A 22,971-nucleotide genomic window follows, 5' to 3' on the forward strand; every position below is an offset into this window, starting at 1 on the left:
CAGCTCGTTGACGACTGCGTCAGGCCCGGGTGACCCGCCTCGTGGCGGATAAACAGGGCCGTGCGCGCCGGTTGCCGACGGGAAGAGTCAGCAGGGCGACGTGCGCGGGGCACCGGCGTGGCGGCGTCACTTCAGTGCCTGCTGCACGAGGGTGTCGTAGGCGTGGGGATCGTCGTGCTCGACCACGGGGTATCCGGCTCCGGGTTCGCCCTCCCAGCGCAGTTCGATGCCCGGGTTGTGGGTGTCGGTGCCGTCCGCGAGGAAGAAGTGCGGGCTGCCCTGGATCTCGTCGCGGTGTTCCCGGTAGTCGCGGATCATGGAGGCGCGGGCGCTTCCGGTGTCGAGGGCCTCGGCCAGGGCGTCGGTGTCCACCTGGTCGCAGCCGGAGGCGACGTCGAGGATCTCGTGCTGGAGCGAGATGCAGCGGCTGTCGCGGAAGAACGCCAGCCGCAGCGCCATGTCGAGCTGTTCGGCCGCCGCGTACGACTGGGCCTTCGCGGCGTGCACCGCCTCGTTCGCGGGTGCCGTGGTCACCGGCCAGGCCGACGGATCCTGCTGCCAGGGCTTGAACTCCAACTGGGGCTCCAAGTGCCCCACTACGGGGATCTCGGCGTCCAGATAGCGCTTAGGGATGGGGAACCGGTTCACGTCTTCCAGCAGGAAGAGGCGGTGGTCCACCCGCAGGCGGTCCTGTACCCGCGCCCGCTCACGGGCGGCGTACAGCCGCGTCAGCCCCACGGTGGCCCATCCGCAGGCCACGTCCGTGTAGACGGCGATCGTGCCTGATGCGACGTCGATCGGCATGATTTCCCTGCCCTTCACGGTTTTTGTCCGTTTTCTTGTCCACGTTCTTGTCCACTTCGGATTCTTCGGACCGGCGCGTCGCCCGGCTGTCCGCCGACGGGCCGGTCCGGGCGGAGTACCCGTCTGCCCGCGTCCGACACGAGGGTTCTGCCCGGGGGTGGTGGCCACGGTCCGACGGCTGTTTCGGGCCGGGAGCGATCGGTGTGTGTCCTCCTGCGTCCCTCGGGTACCCGGGCCCTGATCGAGGACGAATAAGGAGGAATTGTGCAACTGTCACCTCTGGCAACGCTGTTGGACCGCCCCGGGCCGTGGGCCTCCGTCTATGCGGACCTGGCCCAGACCGACGAGTCCGGAGCCAAACAGCGTGAGCTGTCGGTACGGGAAGCCTGCCGGGCGCTGGCGGAGGAAGGCGCCGACGCGGCAACCGTCGAGGCAGTGCGCCAAGCTCTGACGGGAGCCGCGGAAGCGGAGGAACCGGGTGGTCACGTGGTCTTCGCTGCCGGGGGCGAGGTGACGTTCAGCCGTCGCCTCGCCCGGCCGCCGCAGCGGCAGAACGCCTGCTGGGCCCCACTGCCCCGTCTGACGCCCCTGCTGGAACTCGTCGACCAGGACCCGGTCTGCCTCGTCGCCTACATCGACCGGACAGGCGCCGACTTCGAACTGCGCCACACCGGCGGGGTGCGGGAAGCGGGCGCCGTGGAAGGCCGCCAGTGGCCGGTTCACCGTACGGCCTCCGCCGACTGGTCGGAGCGGCACTTCCAGCTCAAGGTCGAGAACACCTGGGACCACAACGCGGGCGAGATCGCCGCAGCGCTGAGTACGGCGTTCGAGGAGTCCGGCGCCGATCTGGTCCTCCTGGTCGGCGACCCCCGCGAGCGGCCCGCCGTGCGCGAGAGGCTGCCCGAGACCGTCCGCCGGGTCGCGGTGGAGACGGAACACGGAGGCCGCGCACCCGGCTCCGGCTCACCCGCGCTGGACGAGGCGATCGAGGCGGCCCGCAGGCAGTACACCCGTCGCCGGGCCGAGGAGGCGCTCGACCGCTTCCGCGCGGGCCGGGTGGGCACGGACCGGGCGACCGACGCGGTCGAGGGAGTACCCGCCCTGGTGGAAGCCGCCCGGGAGCACCGGATCGGCACCCTCCTCCTGCGGCCCGGCGGTGCCGACCTCTCGCGGGAGACCTGGGTCGGGGCCGAACCGGACCAACTGGCGGTGCGCCGGACCGACGTACAGGCTCTCGGTGAGCGCGATCCGGTTCCGGCACGCGCCGACGACGCTCTGGTGAGGGCTGCGGCGGCGGCCTCGGCGGAGGTCCTGATCCTCCCTTCCGAGGGCGCCGAGGGCGCCGAGGGCTCCGAGGATTCCGTGGAGGGAATGGCCGCCGATGTCCCCGTGGGCGGCCTCGGCGCCCTACTGCGCTGGACGAACGAGGCGCCGGATACCGGGAGCGCGCGGTGACGGGCGGTACGACAGCGACCCGTCGTGCTCGCGGGAATGTGGGGCCGAGAGCGGGGTAGGGGACATTGAGCGGTCAGGACGTGGCCCGAAGCGGACGTTTCGTACGGTACGAACAACTCCGTGCGGAGCGACGCGCCCCCTGACTCCAGCACTTCCGGTCGACCGCTGCCCTCTCGGCAAGGTGGCTCCAGCCCTCGATCCTCAGGTGAAGCAGCGATGGCCCGTAGCGGGGCCAGGGGGCTCAACTCCTCGTTCCCCGCCAGGACACCGGCGGGGAACGAGAAGTGACAGTGGAGACGCCTCACCGTTCAGCGGAGCGATGGGGACGAGGGAAGGGACAAGCCCCATGGCGACGAAAGAGCTGAACGAACCCGAGGCCGTTCAAGTGCCGCCCGGTGGAGGCGAAGCGGAGCGAACCGCGCGACCGGCCTCCGCACGCAACACTCCGCCCGCGCAGCCGCCTGCCGCGCTGCGGGAGGAACTGGAGCATCTGCGGAGGGAGTTGAGGGCTCACCAACTGACCGACATGGCACGCGGTGTGGTGATGGCGATGACCCCGTGCTCGCCGCACCAGGCGTGGCACATCCTGGTGGAGGTGTCCCAGCACACCGGCGCTACGCTCCACACGGTGGCGCAACGCCTTGTCGACAGCGTGCAGGGACCCGCACCCTCGCAGCCGATCAGGGAGGCCCTGGCCCGGGCGTGTGAGCGTGTCGTGGCGGAACAAGGCTGAAGTCCGGGGAATGGGCGGGACGGGAACCACCCGTCCCGCCCTCCGCGTTGCCGCAGCAGATCGCTACGGCAGCAGGACGATCGCGTACGCCAGGAAGAAGGTGGGAGGGAAGTCGAGAAGGCGTGTCTGAGTAAGTCGCCCGTGCAATTGTTCAGTTGTTCGCGCCTCTGCGTCCCAGAGCAATGCGGCAGTTCCTGCTGCTGCGGTCCGGACGGAGGCGGACGCTACGCGCCAGGCCGTTCGGCCAGGACCTGGGCGCGGATGCGGCTGCACGCTCCGGTGATGATGCGGGAGACGTGCATCTGGGAGAGGCCGACTTCGGTGGCTGTGTTCGCCTGGGTCATGTCGGCGAAGTACCGCTGGTAGAGGATCCGCTACTCCCGCTCGGGCAGGGCCCGCAGCGCGGGTTTCACCGCTTCGCGGTCCAGGGCCGTCTCGAACCGCTCATCAGACTGTCCGAGGACGTTCAGCGGGCTGAAGGTCGCCTTCGCCTTCCCGCATCCTGCAGGAGACCTCCTTTCGCGTACGTGGTACCGAGGCCGCCCTGCGGAAGGAATCGCAGGGCGGCCTCAGCGTGCCGAGAGGCGTGCGCGCGGGTCAGCGGGTGGCTGCGGCCCCGAGCGGTCGCTCGGAATGCGGTGACCGTACGTTCGCCAGGACGACCCCGCTGCGCGGCCGGGTCGGGATGCGGTGCAGCGGGATCGTCAGGTCCTGGGCGGGGACGTCGTAGGACAGCCGGGCCAGACGCGGCGCGAGGGTGGCCAGCAGGGCCACGGTGACGTCCTCGCCCGGGCAGCGGTGACCGGCGGCCGGATCGCCGCCGCCCTGCGGGACGAGCGTGTCGCGTTCCGGCGGGCGGCCGAGGAAGCGGTCCGGGTCGAAGGCGTACGGGTCGGGCCACAGCTTCTCGTCGTGGTTCAGGCCGTAGAGGTCGAGCAGGACCATCGTCCCGGCCGGGATCTCCCTGTCCTGCCACCGGGCCCCTTCGGCGGCCAGGCCCGCGACGAAGGGTGCGAACGGGTAGAAGCGGCGCACCTCGTGGGCGAAGGCCACGGCCTCCTCGGCACCGCCGCGCACCAGGAACTCACGCTGTCGCGGCCACCGGTGCAGGGCGTGGGCGGCGAAGGCGACGAACCAGCTGACGGCCACGGTCGGCCGGACGACGTTGAGGACTTCCACGGCCGCCGTGCGCGGATCGAGCCGTGTGCCGTCGGCATCCCGGTGGGCGGCTACGGCGGCGAGTGCGGTGGAGGCACTGCCGGGGCCCTCCTGTCCGGGCTCTGCCGCACGGGCGCGCTCGCGTTCCGTGGTGACGAGGTCGGCGATCCTCGCCTCTTGGCGGTGACGGGCGCGGCGGGCCCGGAAGTGGCGTGGGCCGGCCGTGGCGAACCCGTCGACCATCGCCACCAGGTCCGCGGCCGTCTGCCGGGCGCCGTCGGGTCCTTCCGGCAGAGCCACCCCGGCCCAGGCACAGACGGCGCGCGTGATCACTTCGGCTGCTTCGTCGAACAGCACCGCCCGGCCCCGTGCCGCCCAGCGTGCTGCCGCGCGGTCCCATTCGGTGGCCGCGAGGCCGGTCAGTTCGTGCACGGCCTCCGGGTCCTTGAGCTCGGTCAGGAACATCGCCTTCCGGGTGCGGTGGGATTCTCCGTCCAGGGTGTGCACGGCTCCACGCCCGAAGAGCGTGTCGAGGAGGGGGCCGGGCAGCGCGTCCTGCCGTACGACGTGCCGCTCGTCGTAGAACCAGCGCACCGCGTCCGTGCCGTGCAGGGCGAGGGCGCTGCGGCCCGCCAGCCGCGTCCACAACGGGCCGTCGTCGCTGCGGCGTCGCAGGTCGGGCAGCCAGCCGTAGCCCTTGACGAGGAGGGGGAGGGTGTTGTCGATCATGATCGCTGTCCTTCCGGTGAACTCGGGGTGCGGACGGACCGGACGGGGGCGAGGGGCAGGGTGTTCACCGCCGTCGCCCGGTCAGCGCGCGCTGTGCCGCCACGGCGGCGCTGCGGAACGGGCCTCGGGCGCGCAGGGCGGCCCGGGCCGCGTTGGCTCCCGGGGCGCCGTGCACGCCGCCGCCGGGGTGGGCGGAGGCCGAGGCGAGGTAGAGGCCGCGCACCGGGGTCTCGGGGCGGCCGGTGCCCGGGACGGGGCGCCAGACGAGCTGTTGGTGCAAGGACGCGGTGCCGCCGTTGATGGCCCCGTTGCGCAGATTGGCGTTCGCCGCCTGGAGGGTGGGCGGGGCGAGGACGCGGCGGTCGCGGACGCGGTCGCGGAAACCCGGTGCGTACCGTTCGACCTGCTCCTCCATCCGGTCGGCCATCGCCTCCTGCTCCCCCTTGTCCCAGCTGCCGCTGATCCGGCTGTCTCCGGCGTCGCCGCGCACCTCCTGCGGCACGTGGGTGTACGCCCAGGCGGATTCCGTGCCGGTGGGGGAGCGGGACGGGTCCGCCGTGGTCATCTGCCCGAAGAGCAGGAACGGGCGGTCCGGGACCCGGCCGGTGGCCAGTTGGGCGGCGAACCGGGTGAGGTCGTCGACGCCGTCCGTGAGGTGCACGGTGCCCGCCCCCGCGGCCTCGGACGCGGTCCACGGGACGGGTCCTTCGAGCGCCCAGTCCACCTTGAACGTCGCGAAGTCCCAGGCGAACCGCCGCAGGTCGTCGTGGACACGGGACGGGAGATGGGCCGAGGCGACCAGCTCGCGGTAGAGCTGGGGTGCGCTGACGTCGGCGAGCACCGCGTGCCGGGCGCGTACCGCCTCCCCGTCGGCGGTGCGTACGCCCAGCGCCCTGCCGCCGCGCACCACCACCTCGGTGACCTGCCGCCCGCAGTACACATCGCCTCCGCGCTCGCGCAGCCGGGCCACCAGGGCGTCGGTGAGCGCCCCCGCGCCGCCGACCGGCACCGGGAAGCCGTGGCTCTGGCCGAGCATGGACATCAGCCAGCCGAATCCGCCGCTTCCGGCCGCCTCCGGGGCCAGGTCCGCGTGCAGCGCGTTCCCGGCCAGCAGCAGCCTGCCGCCTTCCCCGGCGAACTTCTCCTCGCCCAGCCGCCGTACCGGAAGCAGCAGTTCCCGTACGAAGCGGAGCCCGCCCGCAGCACGTACGCGCGCGGCGAGCGCCGCACCCGACCGCACGGGCGGGAAGGGCGTGAACAGGGCGTCCAGCACGGGCCCGCCGACCCGGTCCCAGCCCGCGCACAGCTCCCGCCACGCCTGCCCGTCGCCCGGTGCGAAACCGTCCAGGCTCCCGGCGGTCACCTCACGGTCGCGGTCCAGCACCGCACAGCGCCCGTCCGGCAGCGGGTGGGCGAGTACGTGCGGGGCGTGGCTCCAGCGCAGGCCGTACCGGTCCAGACCGAGGGCGCCGATCACGGGGGAGGCAGCGGCGAGCGGGTAGAACGCGCTGAAGACGTCACTGACGTAGTCCGGGTGCACGGCACGATCGCTGCGCACCGCACCGCCCGGCTGGTCCTGCGCCTCCAGGACGGTCACCTGCCATCCGGCGTCGGCCAGCAGGTTCGCGGCGACGAGCCCGTTGGGCCCGCTGCCGATCACCACGGCGTCAGGCATCGGCCCGCTCTCCGCCCCGGTCCGGAGCCCGCTCGTCGCTCCCGTGAGGTGCCGACTCCTCGACGATCCGGGCGAGCCTGCCGAGCAGACGGCGGTGGCGCAGTTGCAGCAGGGCGTCCACGGCACTGTTGTGCAGGGCACCCCCCACGCCGCGCAGCGGATGTTCGTCGAGGACGACCAGGGTGTGCTCGCCCCAGGGGCGGATGTCGAAGGCGATGCGGGCAGTGCCGAGGGGGCCGCTGTGGGCCTCCAACTCCAGGGCGTACGGCGGCTCGTGGCGGCGCACGACGGTGGTTCCCTCGAACTCCCCGGGGCCGAACCGGACGGTGTAGAGCAGGGTCGAGCCGGGTTTCGGCCAGTCGCCCTCGCCCGGCCGCGACGCGTGCGTGCCGACCACCCATTCGTGGTAGCGCGATGGGTCGCACAGCACGTCCCACAGCGCGTGGGGAGGTCGGCGGATGAGCTGGTGTCGTACTGCCATGGTTCCTCCGGTCGGCCCGCTCGGCCGTCAGATCGTCTGACAGCTGGTGGCCGCTGGTTGGACGCTGGTGGTTGCCCCCGCAGGTGCCGAGTGACCAGCCGGGCCCGCTTTACACCCCTCGCCGCGTCGCACCGACGGGTGGTGTGGCTCCCCTCGGTCCTGGGTACCCGGCCGGGCCGGTGCGCGGGCAGCGCACCGGGATCCGACCTCGTACGAACGGAAGGAGCCGGAGCACGTGACTGCTGACATGGACAAGGTCGTCGTGATCACGGGGGCGTCGAGCGGCGTCGGCCGGGCCTGCGCGCGGGAATTCGCGGAACGGGGGTGCGCCCTGGTGCTGGCCGCCCGCCGCGCGGACGAACTGGAGGACCTCGCCGGACAGTGCCGCACCGAACACGGCGCGCGCACGCTCGCGGTGCCCACCGACGTGACGGACGCGAAGGCGGTGGACGACCTCGCCCGGCGGGCCGTCGCCGAGTTCGGGCGGATCGACGTCTGGCTCAACAACGCCGCGGTGGCGGCCTTCGGCGCTCTTCACGAGGTGCCGCACGAGGTGTTCCGGCAGGTCCTGGACGTGAACGTACTGGGCTGCGTCAACGGTTCCCGCGCGGCCCTGCGCGTGATGTACGGCCAGCGGCAGGGCACGGTCGTCAACGTGTCCTCGGTCGTGGGCGCCGCCGTCGTCCCGTACAACACCCCCTACGTCCTGTCCAAGGCGGCGATCCGCGCACTGGGCGGCAGCCTCCGCCAGGAACTCCGCCTCGCCGGGCAGGACGACGTCCACGTCTGCACCGTGCTCCCCGCGAGCATGGACACCCCCTTCTTCCGCAACGCGGCCAACTACTCGGGCCGCGCCGTGACCCCCATGGCCCCCGTCTACACCGCGCGCCGTGCCGCGAAGACGGTGGTCCGGCTGGCGCTGCGCCCCCGCCGGGAGGCGTACGTCGGCCCTGCGGGCAGGGTCCTGGGCATCCAGTCGAAGCTGACCCCGGCCCTCGTGGAGCGGGTGCTGGCCCGGCAGATGGACCGCTCCCACCTCTCCCGCACCCGTACGGCACCGCTCACCGAAGGCAACGTCCTGCGGCCCTCCGCCGACCCGGCGACGGTGGACGGCGGCTGGCACGGCCGCAGGCGCACCGCACTGCGCAGGGCCGGCGCCCTGACGCTGGCGGCGGGCCTGGCGGGGGCGGGGCTGATGGCCCGGGGGCGGCCGCGTACGACGCTCGTCGAGAAGCGCGGACGCAGGTGAGCAACAGGAGCGGGCACGGAGATTGAGGCGGACCGGATCGCGCGGCCGTGGGGTCGCCGGACACGCACGGGAAGCACGAGCCGTGGCCCGACCGGACCGACACCCACCTCGCGGCAGCCCGCGCGGAAATGGCGCTGTGGTGCCTTCCAGAGGGAGCGGGCACGTCGATACAGTCCATCGTCAGGCAGGGGGCCCGGGGACAGAAACGTGTCTGCGGGCGGGGCCGGAAGGAAGAATCGCAGGTGCTCGAGGACTTACGTGCGGCGGTGGCCACCCACCGACTGGTCAACCTGACCGGCCCGTTGGGCGTGGGAAAGTCGATGCTCGCGGCCCGCCTGGAGAACGCGGCCGTGGTGGACCTCGACCGGTCCGGCGCACTCGTCGCGCTGCGCAGGGCTCTGGCCGATCCCGCCCGGCGCCTGCTGGTGATCGACAGCGCCGACGGCCTGCGGCGTCTGAACGTACTGCGCGCTGTGCTCGACGACGCTGTACTTGATGACGCCGTGCTTGATGACGCCGGAGGCGAGTGCCCGACCGTGGTCGTCGTCAGCCGCCGACCGGTCCTGTCCCATCCTCGCTGGGTGAACTCGGGCGCGCTCGCCGTCACCATGACACCCGCTGGCGGCGGGGAACTCCCCTCTCGTGCCCCAGGAATCGAGCCTGCCGACGGGCGGGTACTCGTGGCCCGGTTGGCAGGTGGCATCCCGCTGCTCTCGGACGCCGCCTGCCGTGCTCTGGACTCCGGCGTGTCGGCGGTCTCACCCGGCGCTCTCGCCGACCAACTCGCCGAGGTGATCCTGGACCGGCTGGGCCGCGAGTTGCCCGGCAGACGGTGGCGGCACGCGCTGCGGCTTCTCGCCACCGTCGGGTGCGGGGACGAGGAGCTGCTGCCCGGTGGCCCGGACCACTTCTCCTCGCTCGCCGCGCTCAGCATCGTCCACCGCGACACCCTCGGGCTCCGGATCACGGAACCGTACCGGACGGTGCTCGAACTGGCCTACCGGTGGCGGCGGCCGGAGGCACACGAAAGCGTCAGGACCCGCGCCCGTGACTACCGCCTGACCCTGCTCGACCGTGCTCGCGACCCCAAGGAGCGCGCGGACCTCACCGACCAGGGACTCTTCCTCACCGGCGACCCACTGCTGCGCCGCGAGTTGTTCCCGGCCGACGAGCACGCGGTGGGCTTCCACACGGCCGTCGCCGCAGACGCCGACGACATCGGGCGGCTGATGCGCCGATGGGCCCTGGACAGCGGCTTCGACCCGCGCCGCTGTGACCGCCTCACCGAGCGCTGGGGCGCGGACGACATCTCCGCCTTCCACATCGCCCGCGACCGGGACGGCCGGGCGATCGGCCTGGCCAATCTGATGCCGATCGGCGAGCGTACGGTGGACGGTCTGGAACCGCTGCTCCAGCAGCACAGCAGGACACTGACGGCAGGCGGGCTGTTTCTGGGCGTCGCTCACTGCGCCGACCCAGCCGCGCGCGCCCACCTGCTGAGACACGTCCTGCGGCAGGCTGTCCAGGGCGAGCGCCTGGTCGTCTCCACCGCCAGCCCGAACTACCAGGCCCTGGTCCAGGGCCTCGGTTTCCGCGGGCACGGCGGCATCCGGGACGACGTGTACTCCTGCGGCCGTCCTCCGGAGGTCTTCACCCGCGATTTCGCCGCCGCCGATCTGCCCGGCTGGCTGAACGGGATCACCTACGGAGACAGGCCCGACCCGGCGGGCGTCAAACCCGTCGTACCCCGGCTCGCCCCCAAGGAGCTGCGCATCCTGTTGGACTACACCTCCGGAATGACCCTCACGTCGGCGGCCCGGCGGGCGGGCATCACGCCGAACACGGCCAAGTACTACCTCAGCCAGGTCAAGGCCAAGTACCGGACCGTGGGCAGACCTGCTTACACGAAGATCGACCTGGCCCAGCGGGTCCGCGAAGACGGGCTCGATCGACTGTGAGCCGTGAAGGCGGTCACAGGACCGCCAACGCCCTGACAGGAAAGGTCTGTTGTGGGCAGGGGAGGCGGGTTCCGTTGAGGCGCACCGGTTCGCCTCAACGGGGGGCTGATCAGCGGATCAGCGGTGGCAGCTGATCAGCGGTGCAGTTGATCAGCGGGTGCAGTTGATCGCGGCGTCGCCCCAGTAGTACCCGGGCCCCATCCGGCTGGAGTTGGCGTAGAGCAGTACGCACTGCTCGCTGAGGAACCCGCCGATCATCGCGTTCTGGCGGGCCGCCGTCTCGGCTTTCCGCTTCGCCTCCTTCGGGCTGTTCCCGGAGTGGAAGCCTGTGAACACCCGCGTCTCCTGCGTGGCCTGCGTGCTGGTCTGCGTGCTGGCCTGCGCCACGGTCGGTGCGAGCGCGGCGAGGGCCGCGAGAGCCATGACGGCCCCGCCTCGGATGAGTTTCGAGGTCATGTCGGTATCCGTTCTCTGGAGGTTGGTGTGATTCAGCGCTGGCAGAACAGGCTGGCGACCGCGGAGTACACGCCACCGCCGACCCACCGGACATCGGTGGCGCGGACGTAGCACTGGTTCGCCTGCCAGCCCGCTCCCTGGGCGATCGAGTAGGCCATCCGGGCGGCGCCGTCCACCGCCTGGGACGGCGACGTTCCCATCCCGCTGCCGGTGAACGTGCGCACCTCGGTCGAGACGTGCTGCTGATCGATTGCGCTCTTGCAGTCGAACGGCCGGACCGAGGAGCCCAGTTCACGGGCGTGGGCCGGGACGTCCAGACACGTGGCGGTCGCGGAACTGCGGTACTCGTGCCCGCTCCCCGGGGCGGTTCGACCCCCGGCCGGGTCCGCCCGGGCGAACGTGGCACCTCCGACGAGGCATGCCGATGCGGCGAGAGCAGCGGCGGTGGAGCGCAGACCCAAGACGGCCGATCGTTTCACCAGGTCTCCTTCGTGGTGTCCGGTGGTCATGGAGGATTGCCGAGGCGGCGTACGACGCGAGAAGCAGGCGTGGATCGCAGCCACGGTGGTCGTTGCCCTCGCGAGTGCCGCTCCGACTTCGAGAACCGTAGCGATCTCCGTCGAGGGTGCGGTACCCACCCTTTCGGGCGGGTACCGGCCCGGCACACCGGCGCGGGTACGTTCACGGCCGTCGAGCATGCCCATCATCGTCAGGTCCAGTAGTGCGGCGATCCGGGGCTCGGCCCCCCTCGCCGAGGACGGACTCGGCCAGGAACAGGCGGGCCCCCGACATCGAGGCGAAGAAGTCACCCTCGGTGCCCACCCGGTCATGTCCGGATCTCACTGCCGCGCGCCCCCGCCCCGCCACCAGGGCGCTTCCCGCGACGTGTCCCGCAGGGCGTTGGTCGCGCAGTGCACCTCGCCGCCCGCCAGGTGCGCCCACTTGAAGTTCTCCACCCAGTGCACGCGCACCCCCTGGCCGCGCAGGGCGCGTTCCGTGGCCGTACGGAACAGGTCTTCGCGGCCCACCCTCGGGCCGTGCGGGTCGGGGGCGGCGTAGTCGCGGGCGGTGAGGGAGAGGCCGTTGGCGAGGCCGGGGGAGAAGGCGACGGCCCGCGCCTCCGGCACCGAGGGGTCGAACTTCCCCCAGACGTAGAGGACGGGAACGCGCACCAACTCCCTTTCAGGCAGGCCCGTTTCGTGCAGGAGCGTCGCGAGCTGGCCGTCGATGCGGCGGGCCGCCTCCTCGTTGCCCGCGACGAACTTCCCGTCGCCGAGCACCGCGTCGACCGTCGGACGGTCCTCGGCGGTCGTACCCTCGAAGAGCTTCCGGCCGCCCTCGCCCCGCGCGGACGCCTCCTTCAGCAGCCGCACCGCCTGCCGGGGGTCGGAGACCATCAGGGTCCAGCCGCGCGCGTTGTCGGCGCGCACGACGTGCACCGTCTCGTCCGTGTGCCCCACCACCAGCCACGACGTGTCGATCGCGATCGGCGCCTGCTGCCCCTGCGCGGCGAGCATCCGCACGAAGGAGGGGTCGGGGGCGCGCGTCGCGCTCGTGCCGTACACGACGCGGCCCTGCGGGTGGCCGGGCTGCGGCGGTACGGACTCGAAGTTCCCGGCGAAGTTCTGGAGGTCGTCCACGTTCGCCGGGCGGGCCCGGGTGAACTGCTGGACGACGCCCACGTCGGGCCCGCGCAGGTCCCGGAACAGCAGCCGCGCGGACCGGCTCAGCGTGCTCGGGCCCCACGCGTTCTCCGGCCACACCACCGGTGCCCGCAGCAGGACGCGCATCCGGTGCACCCCGCCGGCCACCGGCATGCTCACCGTCCCCGGCTCGACCATGTCCTGCCGCCAGATGTCCCGCCACCACTGCGCGGTGCCCGGCGTGAACGTCACCTTGTCGCGGGGCAGCCCGGCGCGCTCGGCCGCCCTGCGCAGCGAGTCCGCGAATGGCTTCCACTCCGTCGGCTTGTACCGGGCCCCGATCCAGCCCGGCACGATGCCGCTGCCGGGCCCCGGTGCGGCGGCGAACACGGACTCCGCGCGCTGGAGATCGTGCTGTACGAGCACGGGCGCGACCTTCATCCGTACCCGGTCGGACGTGACCGCACCCGACGGCCCCTGACGTACCGTCAGAACGAAGTCCACCTCGCCGTTCCAGCGGCGTGGATCGCGTACCACGTCCCGTCCCTCGACGGCGAGTTCGACCCCGGTGCGCAGCTCACGTGCCGTCAGATCGCCGTGCAGGGGCGTGAGTTGACCGCTCCGCCGGATGAAGATCCGTACGTACGGGGCCTGGCCGGGCGGCACGTCGATCCGGCCGGAGGCGTCGTCGCCGACCCGCATCGGCCGCACCCGCAGCGGGGCGAGGTCCGCCTCGTCGCGCGGCCCGTTCACCCGCTCGTCGGCGGCGTCGTGGCAGGCGGCGAGGCGTTCGTCCACGGCTGGGTCGACGCGGTCCAGGTCGGCGTCGGTCGCCCGGCAGCGGCGGGCGTCGTCATCGAGGTTGGGAAGGAACACCGCGCCCCGCCCCGGCCGCCACTGCTCCTCACCGGCCTCGTCCGATTCGCCGGTGACGTCGACGAGGCCGTCCTGGTCGACGTCGGCGCGCAGGTCCGGCGGTGCGGTCGGTGCGGTGGCGGAGACGGGGGAGGGAGCGAGGGTGGCGGCCCCGGCGAGCAGGGCGACCAGCACCGCCGATCCCGTACGCATGCGTGTGGTCGTGCGTGTTCCCGGCATGACGTGTCCTTCCGGAAAGGAGCGAGAGGAACGGAACCGCCGTTCCTCTTCTCAGGCTCGCGGCCACGTAGCGGGCATTCGTCATCCGCCGTGACGAAACGTGCATACATCGTTGTGCGCAGTCCGTTCCCGGAGTCCTCACACGGCGGCGCGACGAAGGCGTACTCCCCTCGGCGCGCCGGTGGCGGTGGCGATCACTCCGGTGAAGAAGCTCCTGGAGCTGTGCGGCGAGCAGACATACGGGCGGACCGGAGCCACTATGTGAGGGTGAATCCGTCATCGAGCACGACCCGACACCCCCCTCGCCGCAGGCTGCGCTTCGACGGCTGGATCGCCGGGATGGGAACCTCCGGCGGAACCCGGATCGTGCTGGGTCACTGGCCGCGTTCGCCCTTCGGCCCACTCAGCGACGCCATGGTCGAACGGGCCGACGGGGAAAGGCTGTTGCTGGCCCCCACTCCCGAGACCGCCGAGTTCATCCGCCGTACGTACACCTATGACACGGTGCGCGTCGCGCCGGTCCGCGTGAGCGTGGCGGACGGCCTCTGGGCAGTGTCCGCAGGTCCGCTCGATCTACGATTCCGCGTCGGCCGGCGCGGCCCCCTCGGCCTCCTGCTCCGGGCGGTCCCCGGCCCACTGGCCGCCCGTCCTGCCTGGTGCGCGGTGACCGATGTGCCCGCACGGTTCCTGCTCTCCGGCGTCCGCACGCGCGGCAGCGCCGGGGGAGGACGCCGCGAGTGGTACGGCGCACGCGACCTGCACCCGGTCACCGCCCTGTCGGGCACCTTCGACGGCACCGACGTGGGCAACCTCGCCCCGGTCGACCCGCCGGTCCGCTTCGGGTTCGGGTCGGTTCCCCGCGAGCCCGCCCTCACGCGCATCACGACGACGATCGAACTCGGCGCGGGAGAGCGGTCGGTGGGATAGCGCGCCACCCGTACCACCGTGCCGAGCGGGCGGAGGAAGAAGGCCGTGACCGGACCGGCCTCGGCCGGTCCGGTCACGTAGGGGGTGCGGCGTGTGTCAGCAGCCGCTGGTGCGCCAGCCGCAGGAGGTGATCAGCGCGGCGGCGTGCTCTTCACCACGGGCGTCCTCGGTGCGGACGTCCTCGGGCAGGACCTGCAGGGCGTCGACGTCGTACTCGGTCATGACTGTCTCCTTCTTCGATGGTGGAACAGAGGGGTTGTGCTGGTTTCTCCGGTGGCCGGTGGCCGCCGGAAACTCAGGAGGGGCGGGGGTACCCGAGGTCGGGCAGCCAGGCGCGGGGGCCGCCGTCGCGCATGCGCAGCAGCAGGGCGAGGACGCCGGCCAGACCGGTGCCGTAACCGGCGAGGACCCGTTTGCGGGTCTCGTCGGGGACCAGCAGCCTGCCGTCGCGCAGGACCGCCTGCGTGGCCAGGTGTTCCACCAGGAGTTCGGCACCATCGCGGTGGGCGTCGCCGCCGGTGAACTCCGCCGCGTCCAGGAGGAATTCGGCATTGCCCGTGAGTCCGTGGCAGGTGGCGGACGAGTCGGTGGTCCGCCCTGCCCGTACGGCCAGGGCCGCCCCGTCCACCAGGTCGCGGACGTCGTCGCCCGGTGCGCCCTTGGCCGCCCAGAGCCTGGTCAGGAAGGTGCCGACGCCGGACGACCCGCTGCACCAGTGCCGGGCGAGATCGGGCGAGTCGGACAGGTGGCGATCCCGGTCGACGGGCCACAGGGTGCCTGTCGGGGTGGCGCGGGCCGCGGTGATCAGGGTGGTGCCGGCCTCGGCCGCCGCGGTGCGGAACCTCTCCTGCGCGGTGGCCTCGGCAGCCAGCAGCAGGAAGGTGCCCACCCCCGCCACACCGTGCGCGAACCCGTAGTGCCAGGAGCCCGCAAGCCCGGAGTCGAAGTCCTCGGGCACCGGCCAGAAGACACCCTCGGGGGTGTGCCGGGCCGCAGCGAGCAGCCCGTCGGCCACCTTCTCGGCGCGCTCCAGGAACCTGAGGTCCCCGGTGCTGCGCCAGAAATGCAGCTGGGTCAGCCCGGCACCGGCCGCGCCGTGACAGACGTCCGGGTTGGGCCACCGCAGGGGCAGGTCCAGGGCCAGGGCCGTGGCGCGGGCGGTCAGCCCGGCGTCGTCCCCTCCGTCGGCGTCGAGCGCGCGTGCGGCGTCGAGGAGCGCCCAGGCAGCGCCGGACCGTCCGAAGTGCAGCCCGGGGAGCGGGGGTTGGACGGGAAGGGCGTCGTGCCGGTCGGCGGTCCACAGAGCCGCGGACCGAAGTCCCTCGCGCAGGGCGGTACGGGTCAGGAGCGGTCGGTCGTACGTCGCCAGGGCCTGACCCGTACCGGCCGTCGGACCCGTCCAGTCCTCGTCCGGACCCCAGTGCCGCAGCGCACGGGCGAGTACGGCGACGCCGCCCGCCGCACCGTGCTGGACGGCCACCGGGTCGCAGGTCCCGCCGAGGGAGTCGGTGGCCCACAGGCGTTCGGGGTGGCCGGGGCGCAGGGTGGCGAGCAGGTGCGTGAGCCCGTCGTGGAGGAGCCGGTCCCTGACCGCGCCGCGTGCCGTGGCGGCCCCGTCCGAGCGGTCCTCGCACGCCGTCGCGGCTCCGTCCGCCCCGTCGACGTACCGCTGTGCCTGCTCCAACGTCCACCGCTCGCCGGGTGCGTCGCGCATCAGGCCGAGGATCAACGGGGCGTGCCGCCGCACCGGAGGGTGGTCGCGGGACAGCAGCCGTACGAGCGCCTCCAGACGCACCTCGTCGGGGCGCGCCCCGGCGGCGGGCAGGTCGGGCACGAACACCGGGTCGGCCCCGCTCAGCGCGTGCAGCAGCGTGGCACCGAGCGCGTACAGGTCGACGCTCGGAGGCAGCGCGGGTGCGACCTGGTCGAGGGCGCGGAGTTCGGGGGCCGTGTAGCCCGGGGTCGCGCCGAGCACCCAGCGCTGGCCCTCGCGGGCCGCCATCTCCAGGTCGATGAGCAGGAGGCGGCCCTCGGGGGTGACCATGACGTTGTTGGGGTTGAAGTCGTGCAGGGTGAGGCCGTGCCGGTGGGCCATGGCGACGAGCTCGATCAGCTGACCTGCGAGGGAGTCGGCGGTCGGGACGTCGGGGCAGGCGGCTCCGTGGTGGACGAGGCGTTCGGCGACGGTACGGCGCAGGCTCGCGCCCGGCACGGTCGCGACGACCAGGAACGCGCTGCCCTGCTGCTCGAAGACCTCCACCAGGCGGGGCACCAGGCCGGGCTCGGCCGCGCCGAGGCGCTCAAGGAGGGTGGCCTCGCGGCGCAGCAGGTCGCGTACGTCGAGCCCGTCGAGCCCGGTACCCACGTGGGGGCGGGCCTGCTTGAGGACGACGGCCTCGCCGCTGCGGGTGTCCTCCGCCCGGAACACACCGCCCTTGTTCGAGTGCTGGAGGGCACCGCGTACGAGGTAGCGGTCGTGCAGCAGGACCGGCTTGGAGGTGGCGGCGCTGCGCGCGGGAGCGGCGGGCCGGTCGGGGAAGGGCTCGCCCGCCCAGGCGGGTGGGCTGAACCAGGCGTTGCGTTCATCCGGTACGGGGCGCCCCTCGGGATCGGTGAGGCGCGGGGCCCAGACGCCGTCGAAGGTCACCTCGGCAGCCGCCGAGAACACTCCGTACCGGTAGAAGACCTGGCTGTCGGGCAGGTACCTGCGGTCGGAGAGGACCGCGGGGCCGGGCAGCCCGAGCGTGGCGTGGTGCAGCTCCTCGGCGAGGACCCGGAACTGCTGGTCGTCGGCCGGGTAGACGGTGAGGAACTTGCCGCTGCCGCCCCGTGCGTAGCGCCCGGCGACCAGGGCGGTGACCCTGGCGGGGCTGGCCGCGAACTTGAACGGTGTCCGATGGGCGACGAGTACGTCAGCGGCCCGGGACAGCGTCAGGGGCGCGGCCAGCGGGGTGGCCGAGACGTGCAGCTTCCAGCCCTGGCGGCGGCGCGGGGTGCCCTCGGGGACGACGTGGCACCAGAACTCGCCGGTCTCCACGCTCCAGTCCGCGCCCGCCGCTCCCGAGCGTGCGAGCACCGAGCGGACCAGATCGGGCAGCAGGGCCAGATCCGCGGGACGCTCGGCACGCGCGCGGCGGGGGCCGGTGCCGGGGGAGGTGTCGGGCTCAGGGGCCACGCGGGGCTGCCTCGTCTCTCTCGTGGTGTACGGACCTGTGGTGTACGGACTTGTTGCGTACGGACTTGTGGCGTACGGAAGTTCTCCGGCGGAGCCCGGGAGGACCCGGGGGAGGGGGCCGGAGGGTCTCGGCCGGTCAGCTCACCGGCGGGACGTACTCGTCTCCCCAACTGGAGTCCAGGCTGACGACATCGGCCGTCCCGGCACCCGAGCCCGGTGCGGAGAGTGCGGCTCCACCGGCCAGGACCAGGGTGACGGCGAGAAGACAGCGAGCGAGGACACGCATGAACGGCTCCCGATGAGACAAGACGAGGGTGAAGTACACGGCAAGCAGGCCCTCTTGAGGCGTATGCCATGACATGTCCGCCGAAATGACGCCTGATGGTGTTTCGCCGGACGATCAAAGTTCATCCCAGCGCTCCCGTCTGGTCCAGCGCTTTGACCTGGCAATAGCCTGCATGGCACGGAAGTGGCACGGTCGCATTACGGAGAAAACATTGTTCGCCCAGACAAATCGAGGTCACCTGTCGCGCTCGCTGCCGCGCCTGGACCCGGATGCGGTCGCGGTCTTCAGCCACGCCCTGGCCGAGGGCGGCATCACCTGCCACCCCCGTCCCGCAGCCCTCCCCGCGCTCGCCCTGGACGCCGACCGGGTCGCCCGTGCCTGCACGACCCTCCTGGAACTGCGTCTGCTGCGCGAAGACCCAGCTGCCGAGGGCGAGTTGATACCGGTCAGCCCCCAGATCGCGGCAGCCCAGGCAGTCGGCCCGCACGAGGCGGAACTCGCCAGGGCCGCCGCGCACGCCCGTTCCGTACGCGACGAACTGCACTCCCTGATGCCCCGGTACACGGCCGCGCTCCGCGCGCGCACCCACCGCGACGCCGTCGAGCCGCTGCCCGACCTGGCCGCCGTCTCGGCCATGCTCAGCGAGGAGTCGGCCCGCTGCCGCGAGGAGGCGTTCACCGTCCAGCCCGGCGGTGGACGCCCGGAACACCGCCTCAGGGACGCCGTCGAACGGGACCTGGCGATGCTGGCCAGAGGCATCCGCCTGCGCACCCTGTACCAGCACACGGCCCGCTCCAGCCTCTCCACCCAGGGGTACGTGGAGACCCTGACGGCGGCCGGAGCCGAGTACCGGACGGTGTCCGAACTCCCTGACCGGGCCGTGGTGTTCGACCGATCGGTGGCGTTCCTGCCGCGCCGCAGCGGCGACTGCTCCGGCGAGAGCGCGGTTCTGGTGCGCGACCCGGACGTGGTGGCCTACCTCTGCCGGGTCTTCGACCAGCACTGGTCAGGGGCGACCCCCTTCCACGGTCCGAGCGAAGCCGCCTACAAGGAGGTGGGCCAGAGCCTGCGCCGCACGCTCGCCTCGCTCCTCGCCGAGGGCACCAAGGACGAGGTCATCGCCCGCCGCCTGGGGGTCTCCCTGCGTACGTGCCGTCGCCACATTGCCGATCTCCTGGAGGAGTTGGGCGCGGAGAGCCGTTTCCAGGGCGGAACGCTGGCCGAGCGGGCGGGGCTCACCTCACAAGGGCCGGTCGACCGGGGACCGGGCGCGGGCGAACGACCGGCGGAGCCAGGACCGCACGGCGAAGCTCCGTAGCGGAGGGTCGCCCAGGGCCTGGGCAGGCGATGTCCGTCGGTCACCGTGTGTTCGCCGTTGCGGGTCCCGCGACGGCAGACATCCGGTGGAGCTGATCGCATCCGCGCAGCAACCAGCGACGTCCCCGCCACCGGCCTCGTGCCGGTGGCGGGGACGTGTGGCGGAAGGCTGCCGGGTGCGCTTCCTCGACAGACCGCTCCGACTGCTCCGACCGCTCCGACCGCTCAAGGGAGGACGGAGGCCGGACGGTCCGGCAGCCTGGGTGTTCAGCAGCTCAGGTTGGAGCCCGGGGCGACGCCCAGGATCTGAGTGAAGTTCTGGTAGCTGTTGACACGGCTCTGCACCTGCGCCGGGTTGCGCCCGTCGCACTCCAGGGAGCCGTTGATGGAGCGGATGGTCTCACCGAAGCCGCGCCCGTTGACGATCGCGTTGTGCGGCGTCATGGTGCCGGGCCCGTTCTGGGTGTTCCAGTACCAGAGGCCGGTCCGCCAGGCGACCGACGGGTTCTGCTCGACCAGGTAGGGGTTGCGCAGCAGGTCGAGCCCGAGGGCGTCACCGGCGGCCTTGTAGTTGAAGTTCCAGCTCAGCTGGATCGGGCCGCGCCCGTAGTAGGCGGCCTGTCCCGCCGGGCAGCCGTAGGGCTGCTGGGCGTCGCAGTAGTGCGGGTAGTTCGCGGTGTTCTGCTCGACGACGTACCGCAGTCCGCCCGTCTCGTGGTTGACGTTGGCGAGGAAGGCCGCGGCCTCCTGGCGCTTGACGGTGTCACTGCCGGTCTTGGCGAAGGCCGGGAAGGCATTCAGGGCGTCGACCAGGCCGGCGTAGGTGTAGAAGCTGTTCCGACTCGGGAACATCTGGTTGAACTGGCTCTCGGAGACGACGAATCCGGACGGGTCCGGGTCCTGGCCGCCTCCGCCGCAGGTGCCCTGGTCGGCCCAGACGCCCCACTGGCCGGTGGTGCCCGGGGTCTCGTTCTGGGTCCACCACTTGGCCTGGTAGTTGCGTCCGCCGTGCGAGACGGTCATGCCCTGGGTGTAGACCGCGCCGGAGCTCCAGGCGGTGGCGCAGGAGGCTGCCGAGGCGGTGCCTGCGGCGAAGAGGGGGAACAGGACCGCGAGCAGGACCGCGGCGAGGAGAGAAGCGATGAGTCGGGAGAGTTTCCCGGCGGAGGTACGCGTACGTAACACGACACCACATCCTCGGTGGGGGAGATTGGGCCAGAGCCAACCTCATTGGTCTGGACCTGTCAAGGTCCAGACCAATGTTCGCCATGCGGATGCGGGATCGGAGCGCCGACCGGCACCGGCAGGACCTCGGAGCTGCACCCTGAAGGGAGGGGGGCCGAGGGAGGCCAGTGGTGGCAGGCCGACGGAGCGATCAGACCGGCCCGTTCCTGTCCGTCGCCCGTACCTCTGCTGCGGATTCCTCGGATTCCTCCCGAAGCTGGGCGGAACTCGGCAGAGGAAGGGAGAACCACACGGCTTTCCCCTCCTGGGTGGGCAGGGTTCCCCAGGTGGCGGCGAGTTGGTCGAGCAAGGCCAGTCCTCGGCCCGACTCCTCGTCCGCGGACGCGGTCCTGGCATGCGGCAGCACGGGGCTGCCGTCGCAGACCTCGATGTGGAGCTCGTCCCTGGTGCGGCGCAGCCGCAGGAGCAGGGGGTCGCAGGCGTGGCGTACGGAGTTGGTGAGGAGCTCGGAGGCCAGGAGGCAGGCGGTGTCGGTGAGGTCCTCGCAGTCCCAGTCGCTCAGGGTGCCGCGCAGGAAGCGGCGTCCCGCGCCCACACTGACCGGCTGGGCGGGCAGGAGTGCGGAGACGGCGGTCACGGGGGCCGGGGGGATGCGGGCGAGCAGCAGGGTGACGTCGTCGGCGTAGTCCTGGGGGTCGGGCAGCAGGGCGGCGAGGACGGCGTCGGCAGCCGCTTCCAGGCAGGGGGTGTCGGCGGTGGCTTTCTCCAGGGCGATGGCGAGGGCGTCGATCTGTTCCTCGATGTCGCTGGTGGGGGTCTCGACCAGGCCGTCGGTGTAGAGGGCCAGGACCGATTCCGGGGGGATGGTGAGGCGGGTCTCCTGGTGCGGGACCTCGCCCACGCCCAGCGGCACGCTGACGGGGACGGGGAGTCTGCGCACCTGCCCCGTGGGGTCCACCAGCAGTACGGGCAGGTGGCCGGCGGAGCACACGGTCAGGGCGCTGTCGTCGGGGTCCAGGATGAGGTAGCAGCAGGTGACGAGCTGGTCGGGGAGTTCGCTGACGACCGCGTCCAGGGCGTGCATCAGCTGCCAGGGCGGCATACCGGTCTTGGCCAGGGCGTGGGAGGCCGAGCGCAGTTGGCCCATCACGGCGGCGGCCTCCAGCCCGCGGCCCATGACATCGCCCATCAGCACACCGACCCGGCCGCCGCCGAGCGCGATCAGGTCGAACCAGTCCCCGCCGACCCCCGGTCCTTGCCGGGCGGGGAAGTAGCGGTGGGACGTGTCCATGCCGGGCAGGGCCGCGGGGGAGCCCATCAGGCTGCGCTGCAGGGTGAGGGCGACGTGGCGTTGCTGCTCGTAGAGTTCGGCGAGTTGGGCCTCGGCGGCCTTGCGTTCGCTGACGTCGCGGATGGCGGCGGAGACGAGGGTGCCTTCCGGGGTCTCCAGGGGGCTGAGGCTGATCTCGACGGGGAACTCCGCCCCGTCCTTGCGCAGCCCGTACAGATCCAGACCGGCACCCATGGGGCGGACACGGCGGTTGTCGACGTAACCGTGACGGTGTGAGGGGTGGTGGTGATGGAATCGCTGCGGCACCAGGATTTCCACCTGGTGCCCGAGGAGTTCTTCGCGCCGGTAGCCGAACAGGGCTTCGGTCTGGGCGTTCACCAGTTGGATGGTTCCGCCGTCGTCCACGATGACGATGGCGTCCGGGGCGGCTTCCAGCAGGGCCCGGAAGCGCGCCTCGGCGGCCTTGCGTTCGCTGACGTCGCGTACGGCGGCGGAGATCAGGAGTCCGTCGGGCGTCTGGAGGGGGCTGAGGCTGATTTCGACGGGGAACTCGGCCCCGTCCTTGCGCAGTCCGTACAGTTCGAGGTTGGCGCCCATCGGGCGGACCTGCTGGTTGGAGGAGTAGCCCAGTCGGTGGCCCGGGTGCTGGTCGTGGAAGCGCCGCGGGACCAGGATCTCGACCGGACGGCCCAGGAGTTCGCTCCGGGGGTACCCGAACAGTGTCTCTGTCTGGGCGTTGATCAGGCGGATCACGCCGTCGTCGTCCACGATCACCATGGCGTCGGGTGCTGCTTCCAGCAGAGCGCGAAACGGCTCCTCTGCCACGGGGATTCTGCGGGGGTGCGTACTCTGCCTGGACGGTTCCATGGCCCATCTCAGCATCAACGTGCCCTGGCCGAGGCGGCTTGTCCTAAAGAGTCCGTTCGTGGCGCTTCCTAGCCGGTTTGACGTTCAACCGCCTTGACATGACGGCTCCGGCGGTTCCTGGCGCGTGACTTCCCGGTACGTGGGGTGCAGGGGTGCCAGGGTGAGGGGCGGGCCCGTCTCGGGAGCGGTTGCTCCGCGTGCTCCGCAGGAACGAAGGCCGGGTTGGTCCCGTTCGCCGACGATCCGGCCGTCGGCCAGGTAGGAGAAGTTCATGGCCTGCACCGAGAGCTTGTCGCCGCTCGCCGGGATTCCGAAGAATGCGCCGTCGTGGGTTCCTCGCACGGTGAACCGCGCGGCCACGGTGTCGCCTTCGGCGACCGTCTCCTCCAGCGTCCCTTCGACGTCCGGGAAGCCGCCGCGCATCATCCCGAGGACTTCCATGCACCCCTCGGGCCTCCGCAGTGGTTACGGGTGACTGGGCGCGTGG

20 protein-coding genes are annotated in these 22,971 nt (G+C 72.1%); 6 read left to right on the forward strand and 14 right to left on the reverse strand.

Annotated elements, in window-relative coordinates; genetic code table 11:
* Positions 1-126 precede the first annotated feature (126 nt).
* On the reverse strand, positions 127-804 hold the full coding sequence (locus tag OG897_RS29310; protein ID WP_266661408.1) for a DsbA family protein: 678 nt from the start codon (positions 802-804) through the stop codon (positions 127-129).
* Between the two features lie 264 nt (positions 805-1,068).
* Between OG897_RS29310 and OG897_RS29315 the strand changes: the two genes are divergently transcribed.
* Both OG897_RS29315 and OG897_RS29320 read left to right on the forward strand, forming a co-directional pair.
* The gene (locus OG897_RS29315) at positions 1,069-2,259 is read left to right on the forward strand and encodes a Vms1/Ankzf1 family peptidyl-tRNA hydrolase (RefSeq protein WP_266661410.1); all 1,191 of its coding nucleotides are present in this window, start codon (positions 1,069-1,071) and stop codon (positions 2,257-2,259) included.
* A gap of 346 nt (positions 2,260-2,605) precedes the next feature.
* Positions 2,606-2,992 carry an ANTAR domain-containing protein gene (locus tag OG897_RS29320; protein ID WP_266661412.1) on the forward strand — a complete coding sequence of 129 codons (387 nt, stop codon included), beginning with the start codon at positions 2,606-2,608 and terminating at the stop codon, positions 2,990-2,992.
* 224 nt (positions 2,993-3,216) lie between these two features.
* On the opposite strand, the gene OG897_RS29325 is transcribed toward OG897_RS29320, so the two are convergent.
* The 4 genes from OG897_RS29325 to OG897_RS29340 all read right to left on the reverse strand — a co-directional run bounded on the left by OG897_RS29325 (position 3,217) and on the right by OG897_RS29340 (position 7,035).
* Complete coding sequence (locus OG897_RS29325; protein ID WP_266662485.1) at positions 3,217-3,363, reverse strand: sigma factor-like helix-turn-helix DNA-binding protein; 147 nt, start codon at positions 3,361-3,363, stop codon at positions 3,217-3,219.
* A 226-nt stretch (positions 3,364-3,589) separates the two neighbouring features.
* Positions 3,590-4,879, reverse strand: coding sequence for a cytochrome P450 (locus OG897_RS29330; protein ID WP_266661414.1), 1,290 nt, complete (start codon positions 4,877-4,879; stop codon positions 3,590-3,592).
* 64 nt (positions 4,880-4,943) lie between these two features.
* The gene (locus OG897_RS29335) at positions 4,944-6,554 is read right to left on the reverse strand and encodes an NAD(P)/FAD-dependent oxidoreductase (protein WP_266661416.1); all 1,611 of its coding nucleotides are present in this window, start codon (positions 6,552-6,554) and stop codon (positions 4,944-4,946) included.
* Positions 6,547-7,035 carry an SRPBCC family protein gene (locus tag OG897_RS29340; protein ID WP_266661418.1) on the reverse strand — a complete coding sequence of 163 codons (489 nt, stop codon included), beginning with the start codon at positions 7,033-7,035 and terminating at the stop codon, positions 6,547-6,549. Before OG897_RS29340 ends, OG897_RS29335 begins: the two co-directional genes overlap by 8 nt.
* Before the next feature lie 235 nt (positions 7,036-7,270).
* Between OG897_RS29340 and OG897_RS29345 the strand changes: the two genes are divergently transcribed.
* Positions 7,271-8,284: an SDR family oxidoreductase gene (locus OG897_RS29345; protein WP_266661420.1), complete on the forward strand. Its 1,014-nt coding sequence runs from the start codon at positions 7,271-7,273 to the stop codon at positions 8,282-8,284.
* Between the two features lie 242 nt (positions 8,285-8,526).
* Positions 8,527-10,242 carry a hypothetical protein gene (locus tag OG897_RS29350; protein ID WP_266661422.1) on the forward strand — a complete coding sequence of 572 codons (1,716 nt, stop codon included), beginning with the start codon at positions 8,527-8,529 and terminating at the stop codon, positions 10,240-10,242.
* Positions 10,243-10,392: 150 nt separating this feature from the next.
* Here the strand turns inward: OG897_RS29350 and OG897_RS29355 are convergent, their stop codons facing one another.
* From OG897_RS29355 to OG897_RS29365, 3 genes are all read right to left on the reverse strand, one after another.
* A complete protein-coding gene (locus OG897_RS29355) occupies positions 10,393-10,698 on the reverse strand; it encodes a hypothetical protein (RefSeq protein WP_266661424.1) in 306 nt (101 codons plus the stop codon).
* Positions 10,699-10,730: 32 nt separating this feature from the next.
* Positions 10,731-11,177, reverse strand: coding sequence for a hypothetical protein (locus tag OG897_RS29360; protein ID WP_266661426.1), 447 nt, complete (start codon positions 11,175-11,177; stop codon positions 10,731-10,733).
* 360 nt (positions 11,178-11,537) lie between these two features.
* A complete protein-coding gene (locus OG897_RS29365; RefSeq protein ID WP_266661428.1) occupies positions 11,538-13,409 on the reverse strand; it encodes a protein-arginine deiminase family protein in 1,872 nt (623 codons plus the stop codon).
* Positions 13,410-13,775: 366 nt separating this feature from the next.
* Here OG897_RS29365 and OG897_RS29370 point away from each other — a divergent pair, with 366 nt between their 5' ends.
* Entirely contained in the window at positions 13,776-14,363 is a 588-nt protein-coding gene (locus OG897_RS29370) for a hypothetical protein (RefSeq protein ID WP_266662487.1), read from the forward strand.
* A 96-nt stretch (positions 14,364-14,459) separates the two neighbouring features.
* Here the strand turns inward: OG897_RS29370 and OG897_RS29375 are convergent, their stop codons facing one another.
* The 3 genes from OG897_RS29375 to OG897_RS29385 form a co-directional block, all read right to left on the reverse strand.
* The gene (locus OG897_RS29375) at positions 14,460-14,585 is read right to left on the reverse strand and encodes an ALQxL family class IV lanthipeptide (protein ID WP_266661430.1); all 126 of its coding nucleotides are present in this window, start codon (positions 14,583-14,585) and stop codon (positions 14,460-14,462) included.
* A 73-nt stretch (positions 14,586-14,658) separates the two neighbouring features.
* Positions 14,659-17,538 (reverse strand): class IV lanthionine synthetase LanL, encoded by a 2,880-nt coding sequence (gene lanL / locus OG897_RS29380; protein WP_266661431.1) that lies wholly within the window; start codon positions 17,536-17,538, stop codon positions 14,659-14,661.
* A gap of 136 nt (positions 17,539-17,674) precedes the next feature.
* Positions 17,675-17,824 (reverse strand): hypothetical protein, encoded by a 150-nt coding sequence (locus tag OG897_RS29385; RefSeq protein WP_266661432.1) that lies wholly within the window; start codon positions 17,822-17,824, stop codon positions 17,675-17,677.
* Positions 17,825-18,035: 211 nt separating this feature from the next.
* On the opposite strand from OG897_RS29385, the gene OG897_RS29390 reads away from it, so the two are divergent.
* Complete coding sequence (locus OG897_RS29390) at positions 18,036-19,142, forward strand: hypothetical protein (protein ID WP_266661434.1); 1,107 nt, start codon at positions 18,036-18,038, stop codon at positions 19,140-19,142.
* A gap of 266 nt (positions 19,143-19,408) precedes the next feature.
* Here OG897_RS29390 and OG897_RS29395 read toward each other — a convergent pair whose 3' ends face one another.
* From OG897_RS29395 to OG897_RS29405, 3 genes are all read right to left on the reverse strand, one after another.
* The gene (locus OG897_RS29395; RefSeq protein ID WP_266662489.1) at positions 19,409-20,284 is read right to left on the reverse strand and encodes a glycoside hydrolase family 19 protein; all 876 of its coding nucleotides are present in this window, start codon (positions 20,282-20,284) and stop codon (positions 19,409-19,411) included.
* A gap of 232 nt (positions 20,285-20,516) precedes the next feature.
* Entirely contained in the window at positions 20,517-22,442 is a 1,926-nt protein-coding gene (locus tag OG897_RS29400) for a PAS domain S-box protein (protein ID WP_266661436.1), read from the reverse strand.
* A 126-nt stretch (positions 22,443-22,568) separates the two neighbouring features.
* Entirely contained in the window at positions 22,569-22,946 is a 378-nt protein-coding gene (locus OG897_RS29405) for an ester cyclase (protein ID WP_266662491.1), read from the reverse strand.
* Positions 22,947-22,971: the final 25 nt, after the last annotated feature.

It is taken from the genome of Streptomyces sp. NBC_00237 (assembly GCF_026342435.1).
Lineage (GTDB): Bacteria > Actinomycetota > Actinomycetes > Streptomycetales > Streptomycetaceae > Streptomyces.